Here is a 21,118-nt window from a genome sequence, read left to right on the forward strand (position 1 = left end):
GCGCTGGCTCACCGAACAGGGACTGTGACCCGGGCGCGCCACCGTCCCCTTACCCAAGCACGAGCCGCGGCCAAGGACGACCGCGGTCCGGAAAGGAAAAGACAGAAATGATCATTCTGGGATACAACGGCTTCTCGCAGATAGCGGAGCTGTTCGGCCGGCTGTACGGCTACACCGCCGACAGCGTCGACCGCCACAGCTTCCTCGGCCATGACGCCGCTGCCGCCCTCTTCGTCGACGGCGAGCTGGTGGCCGCCGTCGAGGAGGAGCGGATGAACCGGCAGAAGAAGACCACCGCCTTCCCCGCGAACGCCATGCGGTGGTGTCTGGAGCAGGCCGGTATCTCCTACGAGGACGTGGACTACTACGCCTTCGGCTGGAACTTCACCGCGGAGTTCGCCGACGCCGCCATCACGGGCCTCGCGAGCGCCCCGATCCCGCCCGAGTACAAGTTCCAGGCGATCGGCTCCTTCGGTGAGCTGTGGAACGGGGCGCTGGGCAGGACCGCGCTGATCGAGGACTTCACCCGGCACACCGGCTACGCCCTGCCGGACGAGAAGCTGATCACCGTCCCGCACCACCGGGCCCACCTGGCCTGCGGCCGCACCTTCTCCGGCCTCGGCGACGCCGCCTTCCTCATCAACGACGGTCAGGCCGAGGCGGACAGCGCCATCATGGGCGAGGTGCGCGACGGCAAGGTCGAGGTCTTCGAGCGGTTCACCATCGACGCGAAGAACTCGCTCGCGCAGCTGTTCGCCAACATCACCCGCTACCTGGGCTTCACCCCGAACAACGACGAGTACAAGGTCATGGGCCTGGCCGGGTTCGGAAAGGCACCGGACGAGCAGGACAACCCCCTGCTGACGAAGGTCGTCACCCTCGAGGAGGGCGGCCGGTACTCGCTGGCCCTGGCGAACGACCCGCGTGGCCCGCGCGCCTATGACCCCCTGTTCGACGAGCTGTTCGACGGCAACGACGACAACCGTCAGGAGTTCGACTTCCGGGTCCGCGTCGCCTGCGCTGCCCAGCAGGTGATCGAGGCGGTGACCGCGCACCAGCTGCGCGCCCTGGCCGAGGCGACCGAGCTGCGCGATCTGATCTTCGAGGGCGGCCTCGCCCTGAACTGCGTCAACAACACCAAGCTGCTGGAGGAGCTGCCCTTCACCCGGGTCGAGGTCAGCTTCGGGGCGAGCGACCCCGGCGTCTCCATCGGCGCCGCCGCGCATGTCGCACGGGAGAAGTCGGTCGCCCTGGCGCCGACCGAGTCGCCGTACCTCGGTCCGGAGTTCGGCGAGGAGGAGATCCGCGCCACGCTCGAGGAGTACACCTCCTCGGTCACCTGGGAGCAGCTGCCCAGCGACGAGGTGGTGGGGAAGACCGCCGAGCTGCTGACCGGGAAGACCGTCATCGGCTGGTTCCAGGGCCGCACCGAGTACGGGCCGCGGGCGCTGGGCAACCGCAGCATCCTGGCCAACCCGTCCTACGCCGACATGAAGGACGTCATCAACAACCGCGTCAAGCACCGCGAACCCTTCCGCCCGTTCGCGCCGATCGTGCTGGAGGAGAACGCTGCGCGGGTATTCGAGATGGGCAGGAAGGAGCGCTCCCCGTATATGACCTTCGTCTTCCCGGTGCGCCCCGAGTACACCGAGAAGATCGCGGCGGCCACCCATGTCGACGCCACCTCGCGCATCCAGACCGTCACCGACGACAGCAATCCGCGACTCGCCGCGCTGCTGCGCGAGTTCACCTCCCGCACCGAGGTGCCGTGCCTGGTGAACACCTCCTTCAACGTGGCGGGCGAGCCCATCGTCTGCTCCCCGAAGGACGCGGTCGAGTGCTTCCTGGGCACCGACATCGACCACCTGGTCATCGGCGACTTCCTGGTCTCCAAGCGATGAGGGACCCAAGAGCGGCGGTCGACACCTGGGGGACCGCACATGGCTGACCGACAGACCCCGGCCGCCACGGCGGCCGGGGGTGTCCAGTGGCGGGCCCGGGTGGCCTCACTCCTGGAGATCGCCGGCGCGGTGGCCACCGTCGGCTCGATGATCCTCGTCGTCGAGATCTGCCGGGAGCTGCTCACCGCCGGCCCCGACACGGGCCGCATCGACGGGCTCGTCCTCACCACCGTCGCCACCGCGGTGCTCGCACTCGCCCTCCAGATCGCCGGGCGGACGCTGAGCCGCCAGGCGGCCCAGCTCACCCAGGAGGCGTTCCACGCCGGGGTGGCAGCCAGGCTGCGCGCCCGCCCCGCCGCCCGGTCGCTCCACGCGGCGTGGCGGGCCCAGAGCACCACCCTGGGCGGCGACATCGCCTCGGCCGGGGTAATGGTCGGCCGCGCGGGCTCGGAACTCGTCTCCGCGGTGCTGGTGTTCGTCCTCTCGATCGGCTACCTGTTCTGGGTCGACTGGCTGATGGCACTGGTGACGCTGGCGCCGATCCTCCTCGGGTTCGTCACCTTCGGCGTGATCTCCGCACGCTTCTTCAAGGAGATGAAGGACGAGTACGTGGCGTCCATCGGCGCCGTCGACGCGGTGCGCCCCACCATCGGCCTGGACGCCCGGATCAACCGCGCCGGCGCGCGGGCGCGCACCGCGGCGGTGGCGCGCACCTCGGCCCGCCGGCTGACCGAGGCCACCGACGGGTTCAGCGACTTCTTCCAGGTCCGCATCGGCGCCCTGCTGGGAGGCAGGGCCATCGCCGAGATCGCCTTCTCGCCGCTGACCGTCCTGGTGTTCGTGCTGTGCGGGGGCGCGCTCATGGTCCGGGCCGACTCGCTGGCCCCGGGCGACCTCGTGCCGTTCCTGGTCGTGGGCGCCGGGCTGGCGGCCCCGCTGCTGGCCAGCACCTACTACATGGAGGAGGTCGGCGAGGGCAAGAAGGCCACGGCGCGGCTGACCGCGTTCGCCGCGGGCGCCCCGGCGCCCGCCGAGGGCGAGAAGGCCGCGCCCGCCGAAGGCGACCAACCGGCGACCGACCCCGCCGAACAGAACGCGCCCGCCGACGACTTCGGGCTCGAACTGCCCGAGCGCGGAGTGCTGACCGTCATCGAGCCCTCGCCCGAAGGCGCCGACCGGGTGGCCGACTGGCTCAAGGCCGACACGCCCCCCGAGCGGTTCGCCGCGGTGGAGGCCGAGCCGGCCGTCGTGCTCGGGCCCGTCGGCGCGTACATCACCGCCGACCGGCCCGGCGGGACCGAGCGGGACGCCGAGCGGGCGGCGCGCACCGCCGGGGTCCACGACACCGTCACGGCGTTCCCCCGCGGATACGAGTCGGTCGTGGGCACCGAAGTGTCCCTGTCCTATCCGGAGCTTCAGCGGCTCGCCCTGGCCAGGGTGGTCGCGGCGGAGGAACACGGGGTCGTACTGCTCGACCAGCGGGCGTTCGGCGGCGACACCGGCGTGCTGCGGGCCGCGGTGGACGAACTGCGGGAGCGGGCGGCCGTGGTCGTCCTCAGCCCCGGTCCCTCGACCGTCACCGACGGGCGGCTCGCGGTCATGGAGGCCGGGCGGGTCGTCGAGTCCGGCACACACGAGGAGTTGCTCCGCGAGGGCGGCCGGTACGCGGCCATCCTCGGCGGACACCCGGACACCCCGCAGGCCGTCCCGGCCGCTTCCCGAACCGCTACGTCCCAGGAGGGCAGCCGATGAGGGCCGTTCTCGCCCGCTACCTCCAGGCGTCCGGCACCAAGGCGTTGGTGTCGCTGCTGATGTTCCTGGTCCTCGGCGCGATCACACAGGGCATCGCCTTCACCCTGGTGGTCCCGATCACCGACGACCTCCTCACGCCGGACACTCCGGTGCCGTGGTCGTGGATCGCCGTCCTGGTGGCGATCACGGTGGTGCACTCCGTACTGCACTACCGGAGCGTTCCGATGGGCAACCGCATCGGCGCCGACCTGGTCACCACCCTGCACCGGGCCGTGGCCGACCGCGCGTCGGCCCTGCCCACCAGGTCCCTCGGCCCGGTGCACGCCGACCGGCTCGCCTCGCTGGACGGCAGCGCGGTCGTGGTCCTGATGGGCCTGCCCGCGCATGTGCTGCGCCCGCTGGTGGCCGCCGTCGTCACCCCGCTGACCGTGATCGTGATCAGCCTGTTCGTCGAGCCGCTGCTGGCGGCCACGCTGGCGGGCGGTCTGCTGGTCGTGGTGGCGGCGTCCTTCGCCGCGGCCCGGCTGCTCACCCGGGACGAGGAGCCGGACGGGCCCGAGTGGCTGCGCCGGGCGTACGAGAGCCCCTCCGGGGCCTTCCCGCACGGTGGCCGGCCGGGCGTGCTGCTGCCCGCCGTGGGCCAGGTGCTGCTGTGGCGGGTCGTCGAACTCGCTGTGTGCGGTGCCGTGGCGGTGTGCGCGGTGCTGTCCACCGGGGACGACGTATCGGCCGCCCAGGGCGTCGCGCTCATCGTGCTCTCGGCGCTCACCTTCCGGCCGGTCATGGAGGCCGCCCTGCTGACCAGCACGGTCGTCAACTCGCGCGCGACGCTGAGCACGGTCGGCCGGCTGATCGGCGCCGATGACCCGGAGCCGCCCACCGACACGTGGCCCGCGGCGTGTGACGTCGAGTTCGAGGACGTCGGTGTCGCGGTCGGCGGGGCGACGGTGCTGGCCGGGGTCTCCTTCCGGCTTGCGGCGGGCACCACCGCGGCGCTCACGGGCACACCGGACGGGGTGCGCCTGACACTGGCGGATCTGCTGACGGGCGACCTCCGGCCCACGTCGGGGCGGGTGCTGATCGGCGGGGTGGACGTCGCCACCGTCGCCGCGTCCGAGGCCGAACGGCGGGTGTGCCGGGTCTCGCCGGTGGAGGGCGCGGGCTCAGCGGGTTCCGACGCCTCCGACGGGGTGGCGGGTTCCTCGCCCTCCCTGGCCGACCGCTGGCGGCTGGCTCTGGAAGGGGCGATCGCGGCCGACCCCGCCCTGGTGGTCGTGGACGCGACCGCCGGCGCGGAGGCGTTCGCCACCGCCCCGGACCTGGCCGAGCTGCTGTCCACGCTCGTGCGGGACCGCACCTGCCTGGTGATCCCGGGCGCCGGGCTCCCTCTGCCGCACTGCGACGAGGAGTTGGTGGTCGAGGGCGCTCGCGTGGCCGTCCGGGCGACCGAGGTGAGCTGAGGCGTGAGCTGAGGCGGGCGGCGGCAGGCCAGGGCCGCCGCAACGGAGAACGCCGGGCCGGAGCCGTTTCCACGGCATCCGGCCCGGCGTCCCGGACTACAGGGAGGTTCAGCCCTTGATCGGCTCCCACCAGTCGCGACGCTCGGTGTACCACTGCACGGTGGCGGCCATGCCCTCGTCCCATGAGGTCGCGGGCCGGTAGCCCAGCTGGTCGGTGATCTTCGCGCAGTCCATGGCGTAGCGGCGGTCGTGCCCCTTGCGGTCGGCGACGTGCTCCACCATCGACCGGTCCATGCCGAGCCTTCCCAGCAGTCCGTCGGTGACCTCGCGGTTGGTCAATTCCGTGCCGCCGCCGACGTTGTAGATCTCGCCCGGCTTTCCACCCTCGGCCACCAGCGCTATGCCCCGGCAGTGGTCGTCCACATGCAGCCAGTCCCGAACATTCTCGCCGTCACCGTAAAGCGGCACTTTTCTGCCGTCGAGCAGATTGGTGACGAAGAGGGGTATGAGCTTCTCGGGATATTGGTGCGGGCCGTAGGTGTTGGAGCCCCGGGTGACGCAGACCGGCAATCCATGCGTGCGGTGCACGGCCAGGGCCAGAAGGTCCGACGACGCCTTGGAAGCGGAATACGGAGAATTGGGCCGGAGCGGCTCCTCCTCCGTCCAGGGAGCATCCCCGTTCTCCAGCGACCCGTATACCTCGTCGGTGGACACGTGCACGAATTTCCGCACGCCGTTCTCGGTCGCCGCATTGAGCAGGGTGTGGGTTCCCACGACATTGGTCCGCACGAATTCATCGGCCCCCGCGATGGACCGGTCGACATGCGACTCGGCCGCGAAATGCACCACGAGGTCCGTTCCCCGCAGCAATTCGCCGACCAGTCGGCCGTCGCAGATGTCGCCCTCGACGAATCGCAGTCGGGGACTGTCCGCGACGCTTGCGAGATTCGCCTTGTTTCCCGCGTAGGTGAGCTTGTCGAGTACCACTATGTCGGCCTCCGCAAAGGCCTCGTAGTGACCCTGCACCGCCTGCCGGACAAAGTGCGAGCCGATGAAACCCGCACCTCCGGTTACCACTATGCGCACTGGCTGCCCTTCAGTCCTTGCCGGCGATTTCCATCAGATACCTGCCGTAGTCCGTCCGCGCTAACTGCCGGCCCAGTTCATAGCATGCGGCGGCGTCGATGAATCCCTTGCGAAAGGCGATCTCCTCGAGACAGGCGATGCGTACGCCCTGGCGTTGTTCGAGCACCTGCACATACTGCGACGCCTGGAGCAGCGAGTCGTAGGTGCCGGTGTCCAGCCAGGCGAAGCCGCGCCCCAGGTTGATCAGCCTGGCCCTGCCCCGCTCCAGGTAGACGCGGTTGACGTCGGTGATCTCCAGCTCGCCCCGGGCGGACGGGCGGACGTTCTTCGCGATGTCCACCACGTCGTTGTCGTACAGATAGAGGCCGGTGAGCGCCAGATTCGACCTGGGCCGGGCCGGCTTCTCCTCCAGGGAAATCAGATTCCCCTGCCCGTCCACCTCGCCGATCCCATAGCGCTCCGGATCGCCGACCGGATAGCCGAAGAGCACACAGCCCTCCACATCGGCCATCTCCTTCTCCAGCAGCCGGCCGAATCCCGGGCCGTGGAAGACATTGTCACCCAGGACCAGGGCCACCGAGTCGTCGCCGATATAGTCGGCGCCGATGAGGAATGCCTCGGCGATTCCGTTGGCACAGGGCTGCTCGGCGTACTCGATGTTCAGGCCGAGCCGGCCGCCGTCTCCCAGCAGATCCCGGAACATGCTGATATGGGAGGGCGTGGAAATAATCAGGATGTCCCGTATGCCGCCGATCATGAGCACGGAAAGCGGATAGTAGATCATCGGCTTGTTGTAAACGGGAAGCATCTGCTTCGAGACCGCGTGAGTCAGCGGATGCAGGCGCGTGCCGCTGCCTCCGGCCAGGATTATGCCCTTCATATGACCAACTCTCCATAACTGGCAAGGATTAGCGCGGACATCTCCAGTTGGGTGGCCCGTGACATATCTAATTCGCTTGCGAGAGCAGGGGGTGTCGGCCTGAGGCGAGGCACTATCAACGGGCGCTCTGCGGACGGGAAATCCGACCAGGGTGACGTCGAGACCTGGCGCTACGGGACTGATGCTTTGGTTCGGGGTCGACCGTACGGCTGTCTGATCAGTTCTGTCAAATGTGACGGTGGATTCGTCCAGGGTAAAGTCTGGTTATCTTGCGGCTGTTGTGCCGCCCTTACCCGTTTCCGCCTCTCGATAACTCCCCGAGTCGGGTCGGCGAGGCCGTCCGAAAACATGCGTGGCCACCGCGCGCCCCCGCCATGTACTCCGCCGGGAGTACGCCCGGCCACCGCCACGGGGCGACGCCGTCGCGGCCCGAGCCGGTCTAGCGTTGCCGTATGCGTGAATTCCTCCGGGGACGGGACCCCAGGTCCGGGCGGGCGGCCGCGCGGACCTGGGGTCCGCCGTGGTGGGGCGCGGGCCCCGAGGCGCGTCCCGCCGCCCGCCTGCCGTGGCGCTCCTCGCTGGCCGTGGCGCTCATCCAGCTGCTCGGGACGCAGTTCGCCGCGCACACCCAGCCCGAGCGGGTCGGCCTCGGCATCCTCGGCCGGGCCCTGCTGCTGGCCGGGCCCGCGCTGCTGGTGCTGCGCCACCGCCACCCGCGGCTCGCCGTCCTCGGCACCGCGGCCGTCACCGCGCTCTACCTCGGCGCCGGATACCCCTACGGACCCGTCTTCCTCAGCGTGGTCGTCGCCTGCGTCGCCGCCGTGGCCGCCGGGCGGCGGGTGGCGGCCTGGAGCGCGCTGGGGGCGCTGTGGGCCGCCCATCTGCTCATCGCCCACTGGCTCTGCCGCTGGCTGCCGCCCCCGGGCGACGGCCCCGCCCCCTGGGGGCAGGAGGCGGTCGTGGCGGCCTGGGCGGTGGCGGTCGTCGCCGGGGCCGAACTCGTGCGCGTACGGCGGGAGCAGTGGGCCCGCGAGCGGGCCGAGCGGGCGGCGGCGGAGCGGCGCCGGGCCGACGGGGAGCGGCTGCGCATCGCCCGCGAGCTGCACGACGTCCTCGCCCACAGCATCTCGGTCATCAATGTCCAGGCGGGCGTCGGCCTCGCCCTCCTCGACCAGGACCCCGAGCAGGCCCGCACCGCCCTGACCACCATCAAGGCGGCCAGCAAGGAGGCGCTGGGCGAGGTCCGCCAGGTCCTGGACACGCTCAGGGCCCCCGGGGACGCGCCCCGCTCGCCCGCCCCCGGCCTCGACCGGCTGGACGAGCTGACCGAACAGGCCCGTGGAGTGGGCCTCGCGGTGAGCGTCGAGGTGGACGGCGTACGGGCCGCCCTGCCGCCCGGCGCCGACCTCGCCGCCTTCCGTATCGTCCAGGAGGCCCTGACCAACGTCGTCCGCCACTCCGGCTCCCGCACCGCCCGCGTCCTGCTGCGCTACGGCCCGGCCGAGCTGGAGCTGCGGATCGACGACGACGGCCCGGCCACCACCGACGGCATGGCCAGTGACGTGACCGGAGGCGGCAACGGCCTGGTCGGCATGCGCGAGCGCGCCGCCGCGCTCGGCGGCACGGTGGTGGCCGGGCCGCGCCCGGACGGCGGCTTCCGGGTCCGGGCCCGGCTCCCGCTGACCGCCGCTACGGTGTCCCCGACACCGCGGCGGGAGACCTCTACGGGAGAAGCGACGATGGAGGCCCCTTGAGCCCGTTGAGCCCCTTGATCCGAGTAGCGCTCGCCGACGACCAGGTGCTGGTCCGCGCCGGGTTCCGCGCCCTGCTGGACGCCCAGCCGGACATCGAGGTGGTCGGCGAGGCAGCCGACGGCGAGCGGGCCGTGGCCCAGGTCCGCGAACTGCGCCCGGACGTCGTCCTGATGGACATCCGCATGCCGGTGCTCGACGGCCTCGCCGCCACCCGCCGGATCACCGGGGACGCCGCCCTCGGCGAGGTGAAGGTGGTCATGCTGACCACCTTCGAGCTGGACGAGTACGTCTTCGAGGCGATCCGCGCGGGCGCCTCCGGCTTCCTGGTCAAGGACACCGAGCCCGAGGAGCTGCTGCGCGCCGTGCGGGCGGTCGTGGCGGGCGACGCGCTGCTCTCGCCCGGCGTCACACGCCGGCTCATCGCCGAGTTCGCGGCCCGGTCCAAGGAGCCCGCGCCCGCCGCCGCGCTCGTGGAGCTGACCGAGCGCGAGCGGGAGGTCATGGCGCTCGTGGGCATCGGGCTGTCCAACGAGGAGATCGCCCGGCGGCTGGTCGTCAGCCCGCTCACCGCCAAGACCCACGTCAGCCGCACGATGATCAAACTGGGCGCGCGGGACCGCGCCCAACTCGTCGTTCTCGCCTACGAGTCGGGCCTGGTCCGCCCGGGCTGGCTCGGCTGATTCTCCGGGACTGGAACAGAGTTTGGGGCACGGGGTCAGAACAGCCCCTCGGGCTCCGCCGCCTCCCGCGCAGGCGCGGCCACCTCCGCCGTGGTGGCGGCGTCCGCGGGGGCCGCGGCCAGCGGCCAGCCCGCCAGCTGCCGGGTGTCGAGCAGCAGGGCGCGGCCGGCCGCGTCGGTCAGATGGACGTCCGGCCCGGCCACGGCGTCCACCCGGCCCGCCACCGTACGGCCGGGGGCGAGCCGGACGACGCCGTGCAGCGGGCGCACCCGGTCCAGGTGGAAGACGGCGTCATGGTGGACGGGCGCACACGGACAGAGGGCGAGGAACTCCGGGAGGCCGTTCAGCGCCCGGGCCCGGGCATGGAGCGCGGCCAGCTGGGCCGCGCGCTCCCCTTGGGGCGGCGGATTCTCGCGCGCGGCGCGCTTGGCGGCGTACGGAAAGCGGTCCGGGACGCCGAGCGCGGCGCCCAGCACGGCCTCCGCCCGGCGGGCGGCCATCAGGGGACCGCGTCCGAGCAGGGTGTAGGAGAGCGCGGCCTGTTCGAGCAGCCGCGCGCCCTCGCGCTCGGACGCGGTGATCCCCACCTTGATCAGATCCGGGCCGAACCAGGCGAGATAGACGTCGTACGGGCGCGGGTCGTCGGTGCGGGTGTCGGCGGCGACGGAGTACGAGCGGTCCAGCCGGGCGCAGTCCGGGCACTGGGCGGAGACGGCGGTCGCGGACACCTCGGCGCCCACCGGGCACGGCGTGTGCCGGGCGCCCCGGCGCACCCCGACGCAGACGCGGGCAGCCGCAGTCGCGGGCATCGCCACCGACTGCGGCCCGGCGGCCGCGTGCGCTTCGCTCACCACGGTGAAGGCCAGCGGGCGGCCGGGCGACAGCGGGGAGACGCGGTCGCCGTGGACGGGGTGGTGCCAGGCCAGCGCGGGGCCCGAGCGGTCCCAGCGCAGCCCCGCGCACTGCCACTGGCTCATCCGGTCCCCTTCCCGCACCCGAGGGGCGTCAGCCGCGCCGCTTGCGCGGCAGCCACCACAGGACCTGGAGGACCCGGGCTGCGAACCCGGCCGTGGCCGCGGTGGCGGCGGTCGTCAGCCAGGCCTTCTCAGCCGCCCCGCCCAGGTCGGAGAAGAGTGCCGGGCTCGCACAGACGAAGAACAGCAGGGCCGCCAGCAGGGCGCCGCTGACGACCGCGAACATGATCTCCACGGTGGCGGCGTCGCGCTCGGCCTGGGTACGGGGTCCGGTCATGGGGGGATGCCTCTCCTGCCATCGGCCTATGACCTCCAGCCTATGGCCTCGCCGACCGCCAATACGCCTGCGGCGCATGTGCGGTGGCGGCGCGCCGAAGAGCGCGCGGGGGCGGACGCCGGTGGCCCCGTTGTCCGCCCCGGCTGTCTCAGATGGCCGAGCGCTCCCGCCACAGCTCGGCCAGCGAAGCGTCGCCCGTGGTCCGCAGCTCGGTGATCGGCAGGCGGTTCCACAGCGCCAGATAGAGCTCCTCGGCCGATCCGGACAGCTCGCAGTCGGCGTCTCCGGCGTCTCCGGCCTCGATGCGCGGGACGCCGTCGGACAGCCGCACCGTCCAGACGGCCTCGGCGTCCGTGGCCCGCAGCCGCAGGGTGCGCGGCGCCTCCGTACGCACCCGGCTCCGCTCGAGGGCGTGGAATCCGGTCAGCAGCTCGTCGAGGCCGTCGGCCGCGAAGGCCGGGGTGAAGGGGGAGAGGCCCTTGCCGAGCGCCGACTCCGCGTCGACCCGGTGGACCGCCGTCTCGTGCGCCTGCCGCCGCGCCCAGAACGCGAGCGGTGTGCGGGAGGTGGGCAGGAAGGTGAAGTACCGCCCCTCGGGGTCGGCCTCGGTGAGCGCCTTGACCAGCGCGCCGTGGCCCTCGCGGAACCAGGGCGTCAGATCCGCGTCCCCGGGCTCCTGGCCGGGCTGGGGCCGCGCCGGTTCGGTCAACCCCTCGGTGAGGGTGCGGGTCACCCAGCGGTGCACCATTCCGGTGTGCGCGAGCAGGTCCCGTACGCGCCACTCGGGGCACGTCGGCACCTGGGCCTCCGGCCCGGCCTGCTCCGCGGCGTCGGCCATCAGCCGGCCATCCCGGTCCAGAGCGTCGATCAACTCGGCAGTGTCCATGGCGGAATTCTGCCACTCGTGACCGACATCCCGGACCCGGTCGGGGGAGAGGGGCTCAGACCGGCTCGTCGGCCGGCCGCCCGGCCCGGCGCGTGCCATACGCGACGGCCGCCGCCACCGCCGCCAGCAGGGCGACGGTGGTCAGGGCGATCGGCAGGGAGAGCCCGTCGGCCAGGAAGCCGATGGCCGGCGGGCCGAGCAGCATCCCGCCGTAGCCGAAGGTGGAGGCCGCGGCGACCCCGCTCGGCCCGGTCAGGGCGCCCGCCCGCGCGATCGCGACCGGGAAGAGGTTGGCCAGGCCGAGACCGGTGACGGCGAAGCCGAGGAGGGCGAGCCAGACGGTGGGGGCGAGCGAGCCGAGCAGCATGCCGGCCGCGGCCGTGGTGCCGCCCGCGACCAGCGTGCGGGTCTGGCCGAGCCGTTCCAGGAGCGTGGTGCCGCTCAGCCTGCCGACGGCCATCATCAGGGCGAAGACGGAGTAGCCCGCCGCGGCGACCCCCGCGGAGGCGTCCAGGTCCTGGTCCAGATGGAGCGCGGCCCAGTCGGCCATCGCCCCCTCGCCGTACGCCGTGCACAGCGCGATCAGCCCGAACACGGCGACGAGCCGGCGCGCCGCGCTCCGGGAGCCGGCCGCCGCGGTCCGCCCGTCCGGTGCCGCGTGCGCCGCCGGTGCCGTGCTCTCCTCGGGCGGCGCGGGTACGGGGACCGGCAGGCGGACCAGCGCCCGGCCCGCGACCGCGGCGAGCAGCAGCCCGATCGCGGCGAGCAGCGAGAGATGGGCGGTGGGGCTCAGCCGCCCCGCGATCAGCCCGCCCAGGGCGGCCCCGGCCATGCCGCCCAGGCTGAACGCGGCGTGGAAGCCGGGCATGACGGGGCGGCGCAGCGCGGCGATGAGATCGACGGCCGCGCTGTTCATGGCGACGTTGAGCCCGCCGAACCCGGCCCCGAAGACCAGTAGGACCAGCCCGAGGGCGAGCGCGGAGCCGGTCAGCGGCGGCAGCGCGACGCTGAGGGAGAGCAGGACGGCCGCGGCCACCGTCGTGGGGTGGCTGCCGAAGCGGCGGCAGAGCCGGCCGGTGACCATCATGGTGGCGACCGCGCCCGCCGACACGCCGAGCAGAGCGAGCCCGAGATCGCCTTCCGAGGCACCGGTACGGTCCTTGATCGCGGGGATCCGGACCACCCAACCGGCGAACACGAATCCGTCGAGGGCGAAGAACGCGGTGATGACGGTGCGCAGTTGGGAGAGAGAACCGTCGGCGGGTACGGAGCGCCGCCGCCCCGAAATGACCATCCATGTTTTGTTTCGTGTCGGCACAAAGTGAGAATAGGGGCGTGACCCAGACACGGACAAGGCTCGAGCGGGGGCGAAGCGCTCTCGGCCCGGCGCTGGAGCTCGTACATACCGGCCGGGCGCCCACGCGAGCGGTGCTCACGGCCGAACTCGGCGTGACCCGCGCTACCGCGGGGGCCGTCGCGGCAGAACTCGAAGCGCTCGGCCTGATCCAGGTCGACTCGCGCCCGCCCGGGGCCGCCGGGGCGCAGGGCCGCCCCTCGCACCGCCTCTCGGTCGCCCCCGGTGGCCCGGTGGCCCTGGCCGCCCAGGTGCACGCCGACGGCTTCCGCGCGGCGCTGGTCGGGCTCGGCGGCCGGATCGTCGCCACCGACCCCGGCTGCATGACCGTGCCCGCCGATCCGGCGCATGTCATCGACGCCGTCGTCGAGGCCGGGGCCCGGCTGCTGCGGGCGAGCGGCCGCCGCTGCGTGGGCGCCGGGCTCGCGGTGCCCTCGGCGGTCGCCGAACCGGAGGGCACCGCCCTCAACCCGCTGCACATCGCCTGGCCCGCGGGCGCGCCCGTCGGCGAGCTGTTCACCCGGAGCCTCGCGGCGGCGGGCGTCCACGGCCCGTCGGGGGCGCCCCTCACCGGCCTCCCCGGCAACGACGTCAACCTCGCGGCACTGGCCGAGCACCGCCACGGCGCGGGCCGCGGTGCCCAGCACCTGCTCTGCGTGGCCACCGGCCACCGAGGGGTGGGCGGGGCGCTGGTCCTCGACGGGCGGCTGCACACCGGCAGCGCGGGCCTGGCCCTCGAGGTCGGCCATCTCACCGTCAACCCCGAGGGGCCGCCCTGTCACTGCGGCAGCCGCGGCTGTCTGGACATCGAGGCCGACCCGCTGGCCTTCCTCCTCGCGGCCGGGCGCGAACCGGGACCCGAGGTGTCCCTGCTCCAGCAGGCGCGCGACCTGCTGCGCGAGGAGTACGCCGAGCCGTCCGTGCGGGCCGCCGCCGACCTGCTCATCGACCGGCTCGGCCTCGGCCTCGCCGGGCTCGTCAACATCCTCAACCCCGACCGCATCATCCTCGGCGGGCTGCACCGCGAGCTCCTGGAGGCCGACCCGGAGCGGCTGCGGGCGGTCGTGGCCGAGCGCAGCCTGTGGGGACGCAGCGGGGGCGTGCCCGTCCTGCCGTGCACCCTGGACCACAACAGCCTGGTCGGCGCGGCGGAGTTGGCCTGGCAGGCGGTGCTCGACGACCCGCTCGAGGTGCTCGGCGCGGCCTGACCCGCCCGGGGCGGTCCTTGGCCGGTCGTCCGGCCTCCGCCCCCTGGTCGACCAGGGGGCGTCCGGCGGATCTTGACGCCCGCGGCGGCCACGCTGCGGAGCAGCAAATCGACACAGCCCCCACCCCGCCCCTTCCCGCAGTGTCGATATGCGGCTCCGCCGCGTGGCAGGGGCTTTGCCCCTGGACCTCTGGGGTCTGGGGCGGAGCCCCCCACGCGGCGGAGCCGCACATCGGCAGGGGTCGGGAAGGGGCGGGGTGGGGAACAGCATCGATGTGCGGCTCGGCCGCGTGGCCGCCGGACACGGCCCAGACGCTGCCGCAGTGCGGCCTCGCGCCCGCGAGCGGTACGACCCGCCGCCCCGGGCCCGGCCTCAGCCCGCCCGCCAGGCAGCGGCCAGGGCGCGGGCCGGGTTGGTGGTGAGCATGTGGCTCACCACCTCGGCCTCCAGGGCGAGTTCGAGCCGCGGGCGCAGCCGGCGGAGCAGATACGGCATGCCGGGGCCGCCGTTCACCGACCGGGCCGCGGCCGTCGTCGTGTCACCGCCCAGCAGCAGCTGATCGGCGCACCCGGCGTCCACGAGCGCGGCCAGCACCTCGGGCAGCCGCCAGTCCGTGGCGTGGTTGGCGCGGGACGGCCCGTCGAAGGCGAGGAACGCCCCGGCCCGGGCCGCCTGCCGGTGCACGACCGGGTCCGGCGAGCGATTCAGATGGCCGAGGATCACGCTCCGCGGTGCCACCTCGTGCTCGCCGCACAGCAGCTCCAGTACGTCCAGGGCGCCCGTGCCCAGCTCCAGGTGGACGGCGATGGGCGCGCCGGTGCGGTGATGGGCGTCGGAGGCCGCGGCCATGGTGCTGCGGGCGTGGGCGTCGAGGCCGTGGAAGCCGCCGGCGACCTTGATCAGCCCGGCGCGCGGGCCGGTGCCGCCGATGCCGCGCGTCAGCTCGTCGACGAAGAGCTCGGCGAGCCCGTCGAGCACCGCCTCGACAGTGCCCGGTGCGTAGTGCTGTGCCTGGTGCAGGCCCGTCGCGGCCACCAGATGGACGCCGGTGGCCCGGGAGAGCCCGGCCAGCTCGTCCGCCGCCCGTCCCAGGCCGTAGGGCGTCCACTGCACCACCGCGCTTCCGCCGAGCCGGCGGAAGGCCCGCAGCTCGGCGTCTGCCGCGGCCACGTCGGCCAGCTCCTGCCCGGGCAGGAGCCGGCTCTGGAGGAACAGGTGGTCGTGCGCGTCACAGATGCCCAGGGCCTCACCGGGGACATCGCCGAGCACGGTCCGTACGGCGGCTTGCTCCGTCCGCTCGGCCGCGCTCACCACTGGCGTCCGCGCGGCAGCCGCGCCAGGTCCGGCGTGGACAGATGGAGCACCTGGTAGCGGTCACCGGGGGCGTCGGGCGGGGCGGCGTCCTCCCAGAGGGTGAAGTGCAGCAGCTCCCAGCCGCGCGGGTCGATCACGAGGGCCGTCGAGTGCACGCCGTCCGCGCGGGCCGTCCGCCGGACCTCCTCCAGCGCGCCCTCGACCGCGCCCGCGGGACCGCCACCTGACGGGTCGGCGCCCGCCGGGACGGCCGTGGCGTGACGGGTGGCGGTGCGCGGTACCGCGGCCTGCGCCGGGCCGGGCTCGAAGGCGAGGCCCTGCCAGGTCTCGACCGAGGGGCGGCCGAAGTCCCGGACGATGCCCTGGAATCCGGGGCCCCACAGGAAGCGGTTCATGGCTCCGGGGTCGGCCCACAGGTAGAACGGCGCGTACTGGTTGACCGGGGAGCCGTCGACCCCGCGCTCGCGGATGCCGTAGGCCTTCAGCCCGAGCCCCGGGAAGTCGTCCAGCAGTGGGCCCTTCGACTCCACCCGATGCCGGATGATCTTCATGTCGTAGTCGGCGGGCAGGGTGATCCGGTACTGCATGGCGTGCACGGGGAACTCCTGTCGTATCGGCGGGGGAGCGCGCGTGGCACCCCGAGAGGCGTAAAGGCCCAAGAGGCCCCAAGATCCCCTACGAGACCGACCGCCGGGGCCGCGGCGCGCGGGCGGCGAGCAGGTCCAGCAGGCCCTGGACGGCGCTGTCGAAAGGTGCCGGCGAACCCGCGGCGCGGGCCAGCACATAGCCGCCCTGGACGGTCGCGACGACCGAGGCGGCGATCCGCTCCGGGTCGAGCCCCGCGTCGAACTCCCCGCGCTCCACCCCCTCGGAGACGACCCCGGCCAGCCGCGCGCGCAGCCAGCCGAGCGTCTCCTCCACCGGCTCGCGCAGCGCGGCGTCGCCGATGACGTCCGGATCCATCGTCAGCCGACCGATCGGGCAGCCGCGCAACACCTCCCGCTCCCGCAGCAGATACGCCCGGACGCGGTCATACGCGGTGCCGGGGCCGGAGAGGCACGCCTCGGCGGAGGCGCGCAGCTGCTCCGCGCTGCGGCGGATGGCGGCGAGCGCGAGGTCGGGCTTGCCGCTGAAGTGGTGGTACATGCTGCCCTGGCCCGCGCCCGCGCGCTGCTGGATGGCCTTGGGGCTGGTGCCCACGTAGCCGCGCTCCCACAGCAGGTCCTGAGTGCTCTCGATCAACCGGTCCGCAGTGCTCATGAACCCACTGTACATACTAGTAAGTACAGACGGGGGCGGCTCCACCCGGCTCCATCGGCCGCCACCGGGCGGTGCCCCCGGCCCGGCCGGGGGCGCGCGGCTCAGTGGGGCACTGCGGAACGGGCGGCGGGGGCCCGCTCCCGGACCCCGGCCGGCGGTGCGGGGCGGGAGAGATCGGTGCGGTCGGGCGGGGCGGTGCGGGCCGCGCCATGCGCCGCGAAGGGGGACTTGGCGGGGGCGGCGGGCTGCGGCACGGCCAGGGAGAACCAGACGACCTTCCCGCCGCCGTCGTCCCGGGCGTGCATGCCCCAGCTCTGGCTGACCGCCGCGACCAGGGCGAGCCCCCGGCCATGGGTGGCCATCAGGTCGCACTCGGGGACATGGGGCAGCCGCGGATCGTGGTCGCGGACCGAGACCGTCAATCGGTCCAGCATGAGAACGATCTCCACCGTGCACTGCTTGTCCGGCTGGGCGTGCCGGTGGACGTTGGCGAGCAGCTCGGTGACGGCGAGCGCGGCGGGATCGATGAGCGGATCCAGATGCCAGTAGCGCAATTGCGCGGACACGATTCTGCGGACCTGCCCGATCCGCGACGGCAGGGCCTGAAGCTCCACCGTGCAATGTCTGCTTGGACGACTGATCACGGCTGCGACTCCCTGAAGAAGTTGGGGCTAGCCTGATTCAGATGCGGGCGTCGAACGCGCGCAGCGGCCACCGTCGCCAGTGGTGGCTGCCGGGCGCGACCGGGAGAGGCCGGTTCTCAGCGTCACCGCCCGTTGACCCTCAGTGATACTGGTGTGCGTCCAGGGTCGACCCCCGCGCCCATGTGCGCAACTCAGGGGGTACGTCCCGGCGATGGCCGGGGGCGTCAGCCCTTGGGGGTGTGGCCTCGCGCGCTGCGGATCACGTCGAGGAAGCGGCTGGCGGCGCCGGGCGCGGCGGCCTTGGCCGCGGCGTCCCGCTCGCCCAGGGTGAGGCGATAGCGGGTGCCGTTGACCGTCGCGAGGGCCTGGTCGCCGTCCGCGAACCACGGCTTGCTCGCCTGGACCGACTGCACGGGGGCGCTGTCGATCTCCCGGCCGTAGCTGGTCAGCAAGTGCAGCCTGCCGTCCTTGATCAGGACCTGTCCGGCATGCGTGACCGAGCGCAGAAACCGCTCGATCCGCACCCCGCGGGCGTTGAACTCCGTATCGGCCATGGTGACCGCCTCCCCGGTGACTCTCGCCGGCATGTGCGCCGCTCTCCCAGCCATCTTTCACATTCTCCCTGCTGCGCAGTGTGCCCGGGACCGGCCCGGGATGCCAGGGCGCACGGGTGCCCACTTATGATCCGAAAAGGCCCGAGTGCGCTACTGGGGCCTCAGGAGAGGCAAGGAGCGGCGCGTGGAGAGCACAGCGCGAGCGGGCGGCCGGACCGTCAACACCGACACCAACACCGACACCGACATCCGTCAAAACGTCGACACCCTTGAAACCGTCGACCCTTTCGAGACCGCCGATGCGGCCGTGACCGTCGATACCGCCGATGTCGACCGCAGCGACCAAGGCTACCGGGACTGGCTCAAGGAGGCCGTCCGCAAGGTTCACGCCGACGCCAACCGCTCCGCGGACACCCACCTGCTGCGCTTCCCGCTGCCGGAGCGGTGGGGGATCGACCTGTACCTCAAGGACGAGTCCACCCACCCCACCGGCAGCCTCAAGCACCGGCTCGCCCGCTCGCTGTTCCTCTACGGGCTGTGCAACGGCTGGATCCGCCCGGACAGGCCCGTCATCGAGGCGTCCAGCGGCTCCACCGCCGTCTCCGAGGCGTACTTCGCGCGGCTGATCGGCGTGCCCTTCATCGCGGTGATGCCGCGCACGACCAGCCCGGAGAAGTGCCGCCTGATCGAATTCCACGGCGGCCGGTGCCATTTCGTGGACGACCCGCGGACGATGTACGAGGAGGCCGTCGCGCTCGCCGCCAAGTCCGGCGGCCACTACATGGACCAGTTCACCTACGCCGAACGGGCCACCGACTGGCGCGGCAACAACAACATCGCCGAGTCCATCTACCAGCAGCTGCGCCTGGAGCGCTATCCCGAGCCGGCCTGGGTGGTGGCCACCGCGGGCACCGGCGGCACCTCCGCGACCATCGCCCGCTACATCCACTACATGCAGTACGACACCCGGGTGTGCGTCGCCGATCCGGAGAACTCCTGCTTCTTCGACGGCTGGGTCCACGAGGACGCGGCGGCCTCCAGCGAGCACGGCTCGCGCATCGAGGGCATCGGCCGGCCCCGGATGGAACCCAGCTTCGTGCCCGGCGCGATCGACCGGATGATGAAGGTCCCGGACGCGGCGAGCGTCGCGGCCGTACGCGCCCTGGAGCGGGCCATCGGGCGCAAGGCGGGCGGCTCCACGGGCACCGGGCTGTGGAGCGCGCTGAAGATCGTCGCGGAGATGGTCGCCGGGGGGCGCACGGGGAGCGTGGTCACGCTTCTGTGCGACCCCGGCGACCGTTATCTCGACAAGTACTACTCGGACGCCTGGCTCGGGGAGCAGGGGCTGGACATCGCGCCCTACGCCGAGACGATCGACGCCTTCCTCACGACAGGCCGCCGGCCGCGATAGCCGCTTCGAACGACCGACCCCTCAGGAGGGCGCCGCGGTGGCCAGCTGGCGGTCCAGCGCGCGCACCGCGTCGCGGAAGGCGCGCCGCAGGCCCGGGCGCAGCAGCCGCAGGGCGCCCCGCAGCGGCGCCACCCCGTCCACCGCGAAGGTGTACCGCACCAGGGAGCCGGTGCCGTAGGGGGAGGGCAGCAGCCGCCACTCCTCCAGCAGGGCGCGCAGCCCCGGGATGTTGGTCCGGTCCACGCGGTAGGCATAGCGCTCCGCGGGGTCCGCCGCCATGATCGTCTCGGTGAAGCGGGTGCCGCCCTTCAGCCGGATCTCGCGGCCCCTGCCGTCGTCGGTGGAGTGGGCCGCGGCGACCTGGCGGTACCACCGAGGCCACCCCTCGACGTCGGCCAGCGCCGTGAACACCGCCTCGGGCGGGGCGGCGGCCTCGGCGACGAAGACCAGCCGCAGCGGGGCCGTGCGGACATAGCCGAGACCCACGGGACGCAGACGATGTCTCATGCCGCCCACGGTAACTGGCGTCCCGTCAGATGTCTGCGGCGCCCGTCGGCTCGACGGCCCCTCCGCCCGCACCCCGAGACACGCGCCCCTTTTCCCGCTCAGTCTCGGGGCGCTTCTACGCGCGGGCTTCCCTCGTCGCTGCTCGCTCCACAGCGCCCCGAGACACGCTCACATGGCGGGCTCGCCCGCCACCACCAGCTCCCCGGGCAGATGCTCCAGTATCTCCGCCCGGGCCTTCTCGGGCAGCCCCGGGTCCGTCACCAGCGCGTCCACCTCGTCCAGCGACGCGAAGGAACTCAGGCCCACCGTGCCCCACTTGGTGTGGTCCGCGACCACCACCACCCGCCGCGCCGACCGGACGAAGTGCCGGTTGGTCTCCGCCTCGGCCAGGTTCGGGGTGGACAGACCGGCCTCCACCGATATCCCGTGCACCCCCAGGAACAGCACGTCGAAGTGGAGCGAGCGGACCGCGGCGTCCGCGACCGGACCCACCAGCGTGTCCGAGGGGGTGCGGACCCCGCCCGTGAGTACCACCGTCGCCGCCCCCGGACGCGGCCCCGCCCCGCCGCCCGCGGCCGACCGCTGGGCGTTGTAGAAGACGTCCGCCACCCGCACCGAGTTCGTCACCACGGTCAGGTCGGGGACGTCCAGCAGCTGCTGCGCCAGCGCGAAGGCCGTGGTCCCGCCGGCCAGCGCGATCGCCGTGCCGGGCGCCGCCATCGCCGCCGCGGCCTTCGCGATGTCTTCCTTGGCGCTCAGTTCGAGACCCGACTTGGCCTCGAACCCCGGCTCGTAGGTGCTCGCCTCGGCGACCGGCACCGCGCCGCCGTGCACCTTCTCCACCATGCCCAGCCGGGCCAGGGCGTCCAGATCGCGACGGACCGTCATGTCCGACACGTTCAGCTTGCGGGTCAGCTCGTTGACCCGTACCCCGCCGCGCCGTCTCACCTCGTCGAGGATCAGGGCACGCCGCTGCTCCGCGAGGAGATTCTGGTTGTCGCTCACGCGGCCCGTCCCTTCGCGTTCCCATCGGCCTTCATCGGTCTTCATCCGTCCGCGGCTCATCTTCGCATGCCGCGGGGCCACACGATCTCTCCCGAACCCCGGGATCACGATTTCGCCACGCCCGGCGCTGCGGCGTCGGGCCCGCGCCCCGGGGGCACGATCCTGGACGGGACGACCACACCGGGATCGGGGGGACGCGGTGGCAGCGGCG

At 73.0% G+C, this 21,118-nt stretch carries 20 protein-coding genes; 7 read left to right on the forward strand and 13 right to left on the reverse strand.

The genetic code is table 11. The features are described from left to right. Nucleotides 1-107 precede the first annotated feature (107 nt). From ABTY62_RS03750 to ABTY62_RS03760, 3 genes are read left to right on the forward strand one after another with little or no spacing between them, the layout of a single operon-like run. Nucleotides 108-1,901 (forward strand): carbamoyltransferase family protein, encoded by a 1,794-nt coding sequence (locus tag ABTY62_RS03750; protein WP_352127719.1) that lies wholly within the window; start codon nt 108-110, stop codon nt 1,899-1,901. 39 nt (nt 1,902-1,940) lie between these two features. Further along, nucleotides 1,941-3,653 (forward strand): ABC transporter ATP-binding protein, encoded by a 1,713-nt coding sequence (locus ABTY62_RS03755; RefSeq protein WP_352127720.1) that lies wholly within the window; start codon nt 1,941-1,943, stop codon nt 3,651-3,653. After that, on the forward strand, nt 3,650-5,113 hold the full coding sequence (locus ABTY62_RS03760) for a hypothetical protein (protein WP_352127721.1): 1,464 nt from the start codon (nt 3,650-3,652) through the stop codon (nt 5,111-5,113). The genes ABTY62_RS03755 and ABTY62_RS03760 overlap by 4 nt, the downstream gene beginning before the upstream one ends. Before the next feature lie 108 nt (nt 5,114-5,221). On the opposite strand, the gene rfbB is transcribed toward ABTY62_RS03760, so the two are convergent. Next, nucleotides 5,222-6,199 carry a dTDP-glucose 4,6-dehydratase gene (rfbB, locus tag ABTY62_RS03765; protein WP_352127722.1) on the reverse strand — a complete coding sequence of 326 codons (978 nt, stop codon included), beginning with the start codon at nt 6,197-6,199 and terminating at the stop codon, nt 5,222-5,224. A 10-nt stretch (nt 6,200-6,209) separates the two neighbouring features. Beyond that, entirely contained in the window at nt 6,210-7,079 is an 870-nt protein-coding gene (rfbA, locus tag ABTY62_RS03770; protein ID WP_352127723.1) for a glucose-1-phosphate thymidylyltransferase RfbA, read from the reverse strand. 452 nt (nt 7,080-7,531) lie between these two features. Here rfbA and ABTY62_RS03775 point away from each other — a divergent pair, with 452 nt between their 5' ends. Then, nucleotides 7,532-8,833, forward strand: a complete 1,302-nt coding sequence (locus ABTY62_RS03775) for a sensor histidine kinase (protein ID WP_352127724.1) — start codon at nt 7,532-7,534, stop codon at nt 8,831-8,833. A 14-nt stretch (nt 8,834-8,847) separates the two neighbouring features. Further along, complete coding sequence (locus tag ABTY62_RS03780) at nt 8,848-9,513, forward strand: response regulator transcription factor (protein ID WP_352127848.1); 666 nt, start codon at nt 8,848-8,850, stop codon at nt 9,511-9,513. Nucleotides 9,514-9,548: 35 nt separating this feature from the next. Here the strand turns inward: ABTY62_RS03780 and ABTY62_RS03785 are convergent, their stop codons facing one another. The 4 genes from ABTY62_RS03785 to ABTY62_RS03800 form a co-directional block, all read right to left on the reverse strand. After that, nucleotides 9,549-10,490 (reverse strand): DUF2797 domain-containing protein, encoded by a 942-nt coding sequence (locus ABTY62_RS03785; RefSeq protein ID WP_352127725.1) that lies wholly within the window; start codon nt 10,488-10,490, stop codon nt 9,549-9,551. A gap of 28 nt (nt 10,491-10,518) precedes the next feature. After that, nucleotides 10,519-10,764 carry a DUF6332 family protein gene (locus ABTY62_RS03790; RefSeq protein ID WP_352127726.1) on the reverse strand — a complete coding sequence of 82 codons (246 nt, stop codon included), beginning with the start codon at nt 10,762-10,764 and terminating at the stop codon, nt 10,519-10,521. A gap of 148 nt (nt 10,765-10,912) precedes the next feature. Beyond that, nucleotides 10,913-11,650, reverse strand: coding sequence for a maleylpyruvate isomerase family mycothiol-dependent enzyme (locus tag ABTY62_RS03795; protein ID WP_352127727.1), 738 nt, complete (start codon nt 11,648-11,650; stop codon nt 10,913-10,915). A 55-nt stretch (nt 11,651-11,705) separates the two neighbouring features. Beyond that, complete coding sequence (locus tag ABTY62_RS03800) at nt 11,706-12,998, reverse strand: MFS transporter (RefSeq protein ID WP_352127728.1); 1,293 nt, start codon at nt 12,996-12,998, stop codon at nt 11,706-11,708. Between ABTY62_RS03800 and ABTY62_RS03805 the strand changes: the two genes are divergently transcribed. After that, entirely contained in the window at nt 12,986-14,212 is a 1,227-nt protein-coding gene (locus ABTY62_RS03805) for an ROK family protein (protein ID WP_352127729.1), read from the forward strand. The genes ABTY62_RS03800 and ABTY62_RS03805 overlap by 13 nt on opposite strands. Before the next feature lie 372 nt (nt 14,213-14,584). Here the strand turns inward: ABTY62_RS03805 and ABTY62_RS03810 are convergent, their stop codons facing one another. The 5 genes from ABTY62_RS03810 to ABTY62_RS03830 all read right to left on the reverse strand — a co-directional run bounded on the left by ABTY62_RS03810 (nt 14,585) and on the right by ABTY62_RS03830 (nt 17,984). Beyond that, the gene (locus ABTY62_RS03810) at nt 14,585-15,523 is read right to left on the reverse strand and encodes a phosphotriesterase family protein (protein ID WP_352127730.1); all 939 of its coding nucleotides are present in this window, start codon (nt 15,521-15,523) and stop codon (nt 14,585-14,587) included. Next, on the reverse strand, nt 15,520-16,122 hold the full coding sequence (locus tag ABTY62_RS03815) for a DUF4865 family protein (protein ID WP_352127731.1): 603 nt from the start codon (nt 16,120-16,122) through the stop codon (nt 15,520-15,522). The genes ABTY62_RS03810 and ABTY62_RS03815 overlap by 4 nt, the downstream gene beginning before the upstream one ends. Before the next feature lie 79 nt (nt 16,123-16,201). Further along, nucleotides 16,202-16,801 carry a TetR/AcrR family transcriptional regulator gene (locus ABTY62_RS03820; protein ID WP_352127732.1) on the reverse strand — a complete coding sequence of 200 codons (600 nt, stop codon included), beginning with the start codon at nt 16,799-16,801 and terminating at the stop codon, nt 16,202-16,204. An 86-nt stretch (nt 16,802-16,887) separates the two neighbouring features. Continuing rightward, on the reverse strand, nt 16,888-17,430 hold the full coding sequence (locus ABTY62_RS03825) for an ATP-binding protein (RefSeq protein WP_352127733.1): 543 nt from the start codon (nt 17,428-17,430) through the stop codon (nt 16,888-16,890). Between the two features lie 224 nt (nt 17,431-17,654). Beyond that, nucleotides 17,655-17,984 (reverse strand): hypothetical protein, encoded by a 330-nt coding sequence (locus tag ABTY62_RS03830; protein WP_352127849.1) that lies wholly within the window; start codon nt 17,982-17,984, stop codon nt 17,655-17,657. Nucleotides 17,985-18,291: 307 nt separating this feature from the next. On the opposite strand from ABTY62_RS03830, the gene ABTY62_RS03835 reads away from it, so the two are divergent. Then, the gene (locus ABTY62_RS03835; protein ID WP_352127850.1) at nt 18,292-19,395 is read left to right on the forward strand and encodes a PLP-dependent cysteine synthase family protein; all 1,104 of its coding nucleotides are present in this window, start codon (nt 18,292-18,294) and stop codon (nt 19,393-19,395) included. Between the two features lie 21 nt (nt 19,396-19,416). Here the strand turns inward: ABTY62_RS03835 and ABTY62_RS03840 are convergent, their stop codons facing one another. Together ABTY62_RS03840 and ABTY62_RS03845 are read right to left on the reverse strand one after the other, a co-directional pair. Continuing rightward, the gene (locus ABTY62_RS03840; RefSeq protein ID WP_352127734.1) at nt 19,417-19,902 is read right to left on the reverse strand and encodes an SRPBCC family protein; all 486 of its coding nucleotides are present in this window, start codon (nt 19,900-19,902) and stop codon (nt 19,417-19,419) included. Nucleotides 19,903-20,070: 168 nt separating this feature from the next. After that, nucleotides 20,071-20,907, reverse strand: coding sequence for a DeoR/GlpR family DNA-binding transcription regulator (locus ABTY62_RS03845; RefSeq protein WP_311723138.1), 837 nt, complete (start codon nt 20,905-20,907; stop codon nt 20,071-20,073). Between the last annotated feature and the right edge of the window lie 211 nt (nt 20,908-21,118).

This window comes from Streptomyces sp. NPDC097640, assembly GCF_040302705.1.
Lineage (GTDB): Bacteria > Actinomycetota > Actinomycetes > Streptomycetales > Streptomycetaceae > Streptomyces.

Excerpts from the sequence above, each read along its gene's own strand:
- ABTY62_RS03775 (WP_352127724.1), top strand. The coding sequence starts at position 7,532 with ATGCGTGAATTCCTCCGGGGACGGGACCCCAGGTCCGGGCGGGCGGCC.
- ABTY62_RS03755 (WP_352127720.1), top strand. The coding sequence starts at position 1,941 with ATGGCTGACCGACAGACCCCGGCCGCCACGGCGGCCGGGGGTGTCCAG.
- ABTY62_RS03750 (WP_352127719.1), top strand. The coding sequence starts at position 108 with ATGATCATTCTGGGATACAACGGCTTCTCGCAGATAGCGGAGCTGTTC.
- ABTY62_RS03820 (WP_352127732.1), bottom strand. The coding sequence starts at position 16,801 with ATGTACAGTGGGTTCATGAGCACTGCGGACCGGTTGATCGAGAGCACT.
- ABTY62_RS03830 (WP_352127849.1), bottom strand. The coding sequence starts at position 17,984 with ATGGCCGATACGGAGTTCAACGCCCGCGGGGTGCGGATCGAGCGGTTT.
- ABTY62_RS03795 (WP_352127727.1), bottom strand. The coding sequence starts at position 11,650 with ATGGACACTGCCGAGTTGATCGACGCTCTGGACCGGGATGGCCGGCTG.
- ABTY62_RS03760 (WP_352127721.1), top strand. The coding sequence starts at position 3,650 with ATGAGGGCCGTTCTCGCCCGCTACCTCCAGGCGTCCGGCACCAAGGCG.
- rfbA (WP_352127723.1), bottom strand. The coding sequence starts at position 7,079 with ATGAAGGGCATAATCCTGGCCGGAGGCAGCGGCACGCGCCTGCATCCG.
- ABTY62_RS03790 (WP_352127726.1), bottom strand. The coding sequence starts at position 10,764 with ATGACCGGACCCCGTACCCAGGCCGAGCGCGACGCCGCCACCGTGGAG.
- ABTY62_RS03785 (WP_352127725.1), bottom strand. The coding sequence starts at position 10,490 with ATGAGCCAGTGGCAGTGCGCGGGGCTGCGCTGGGACCGCTCGGGCCCC.
- ABTY62_RS03840 (WP_352127734.1), bottom strand. The coding sequence starts at position 19,902 with ATGAGACATCGTCTGCGTCCCGTGGGTCTCGGCTATGTCCGCACGGCC.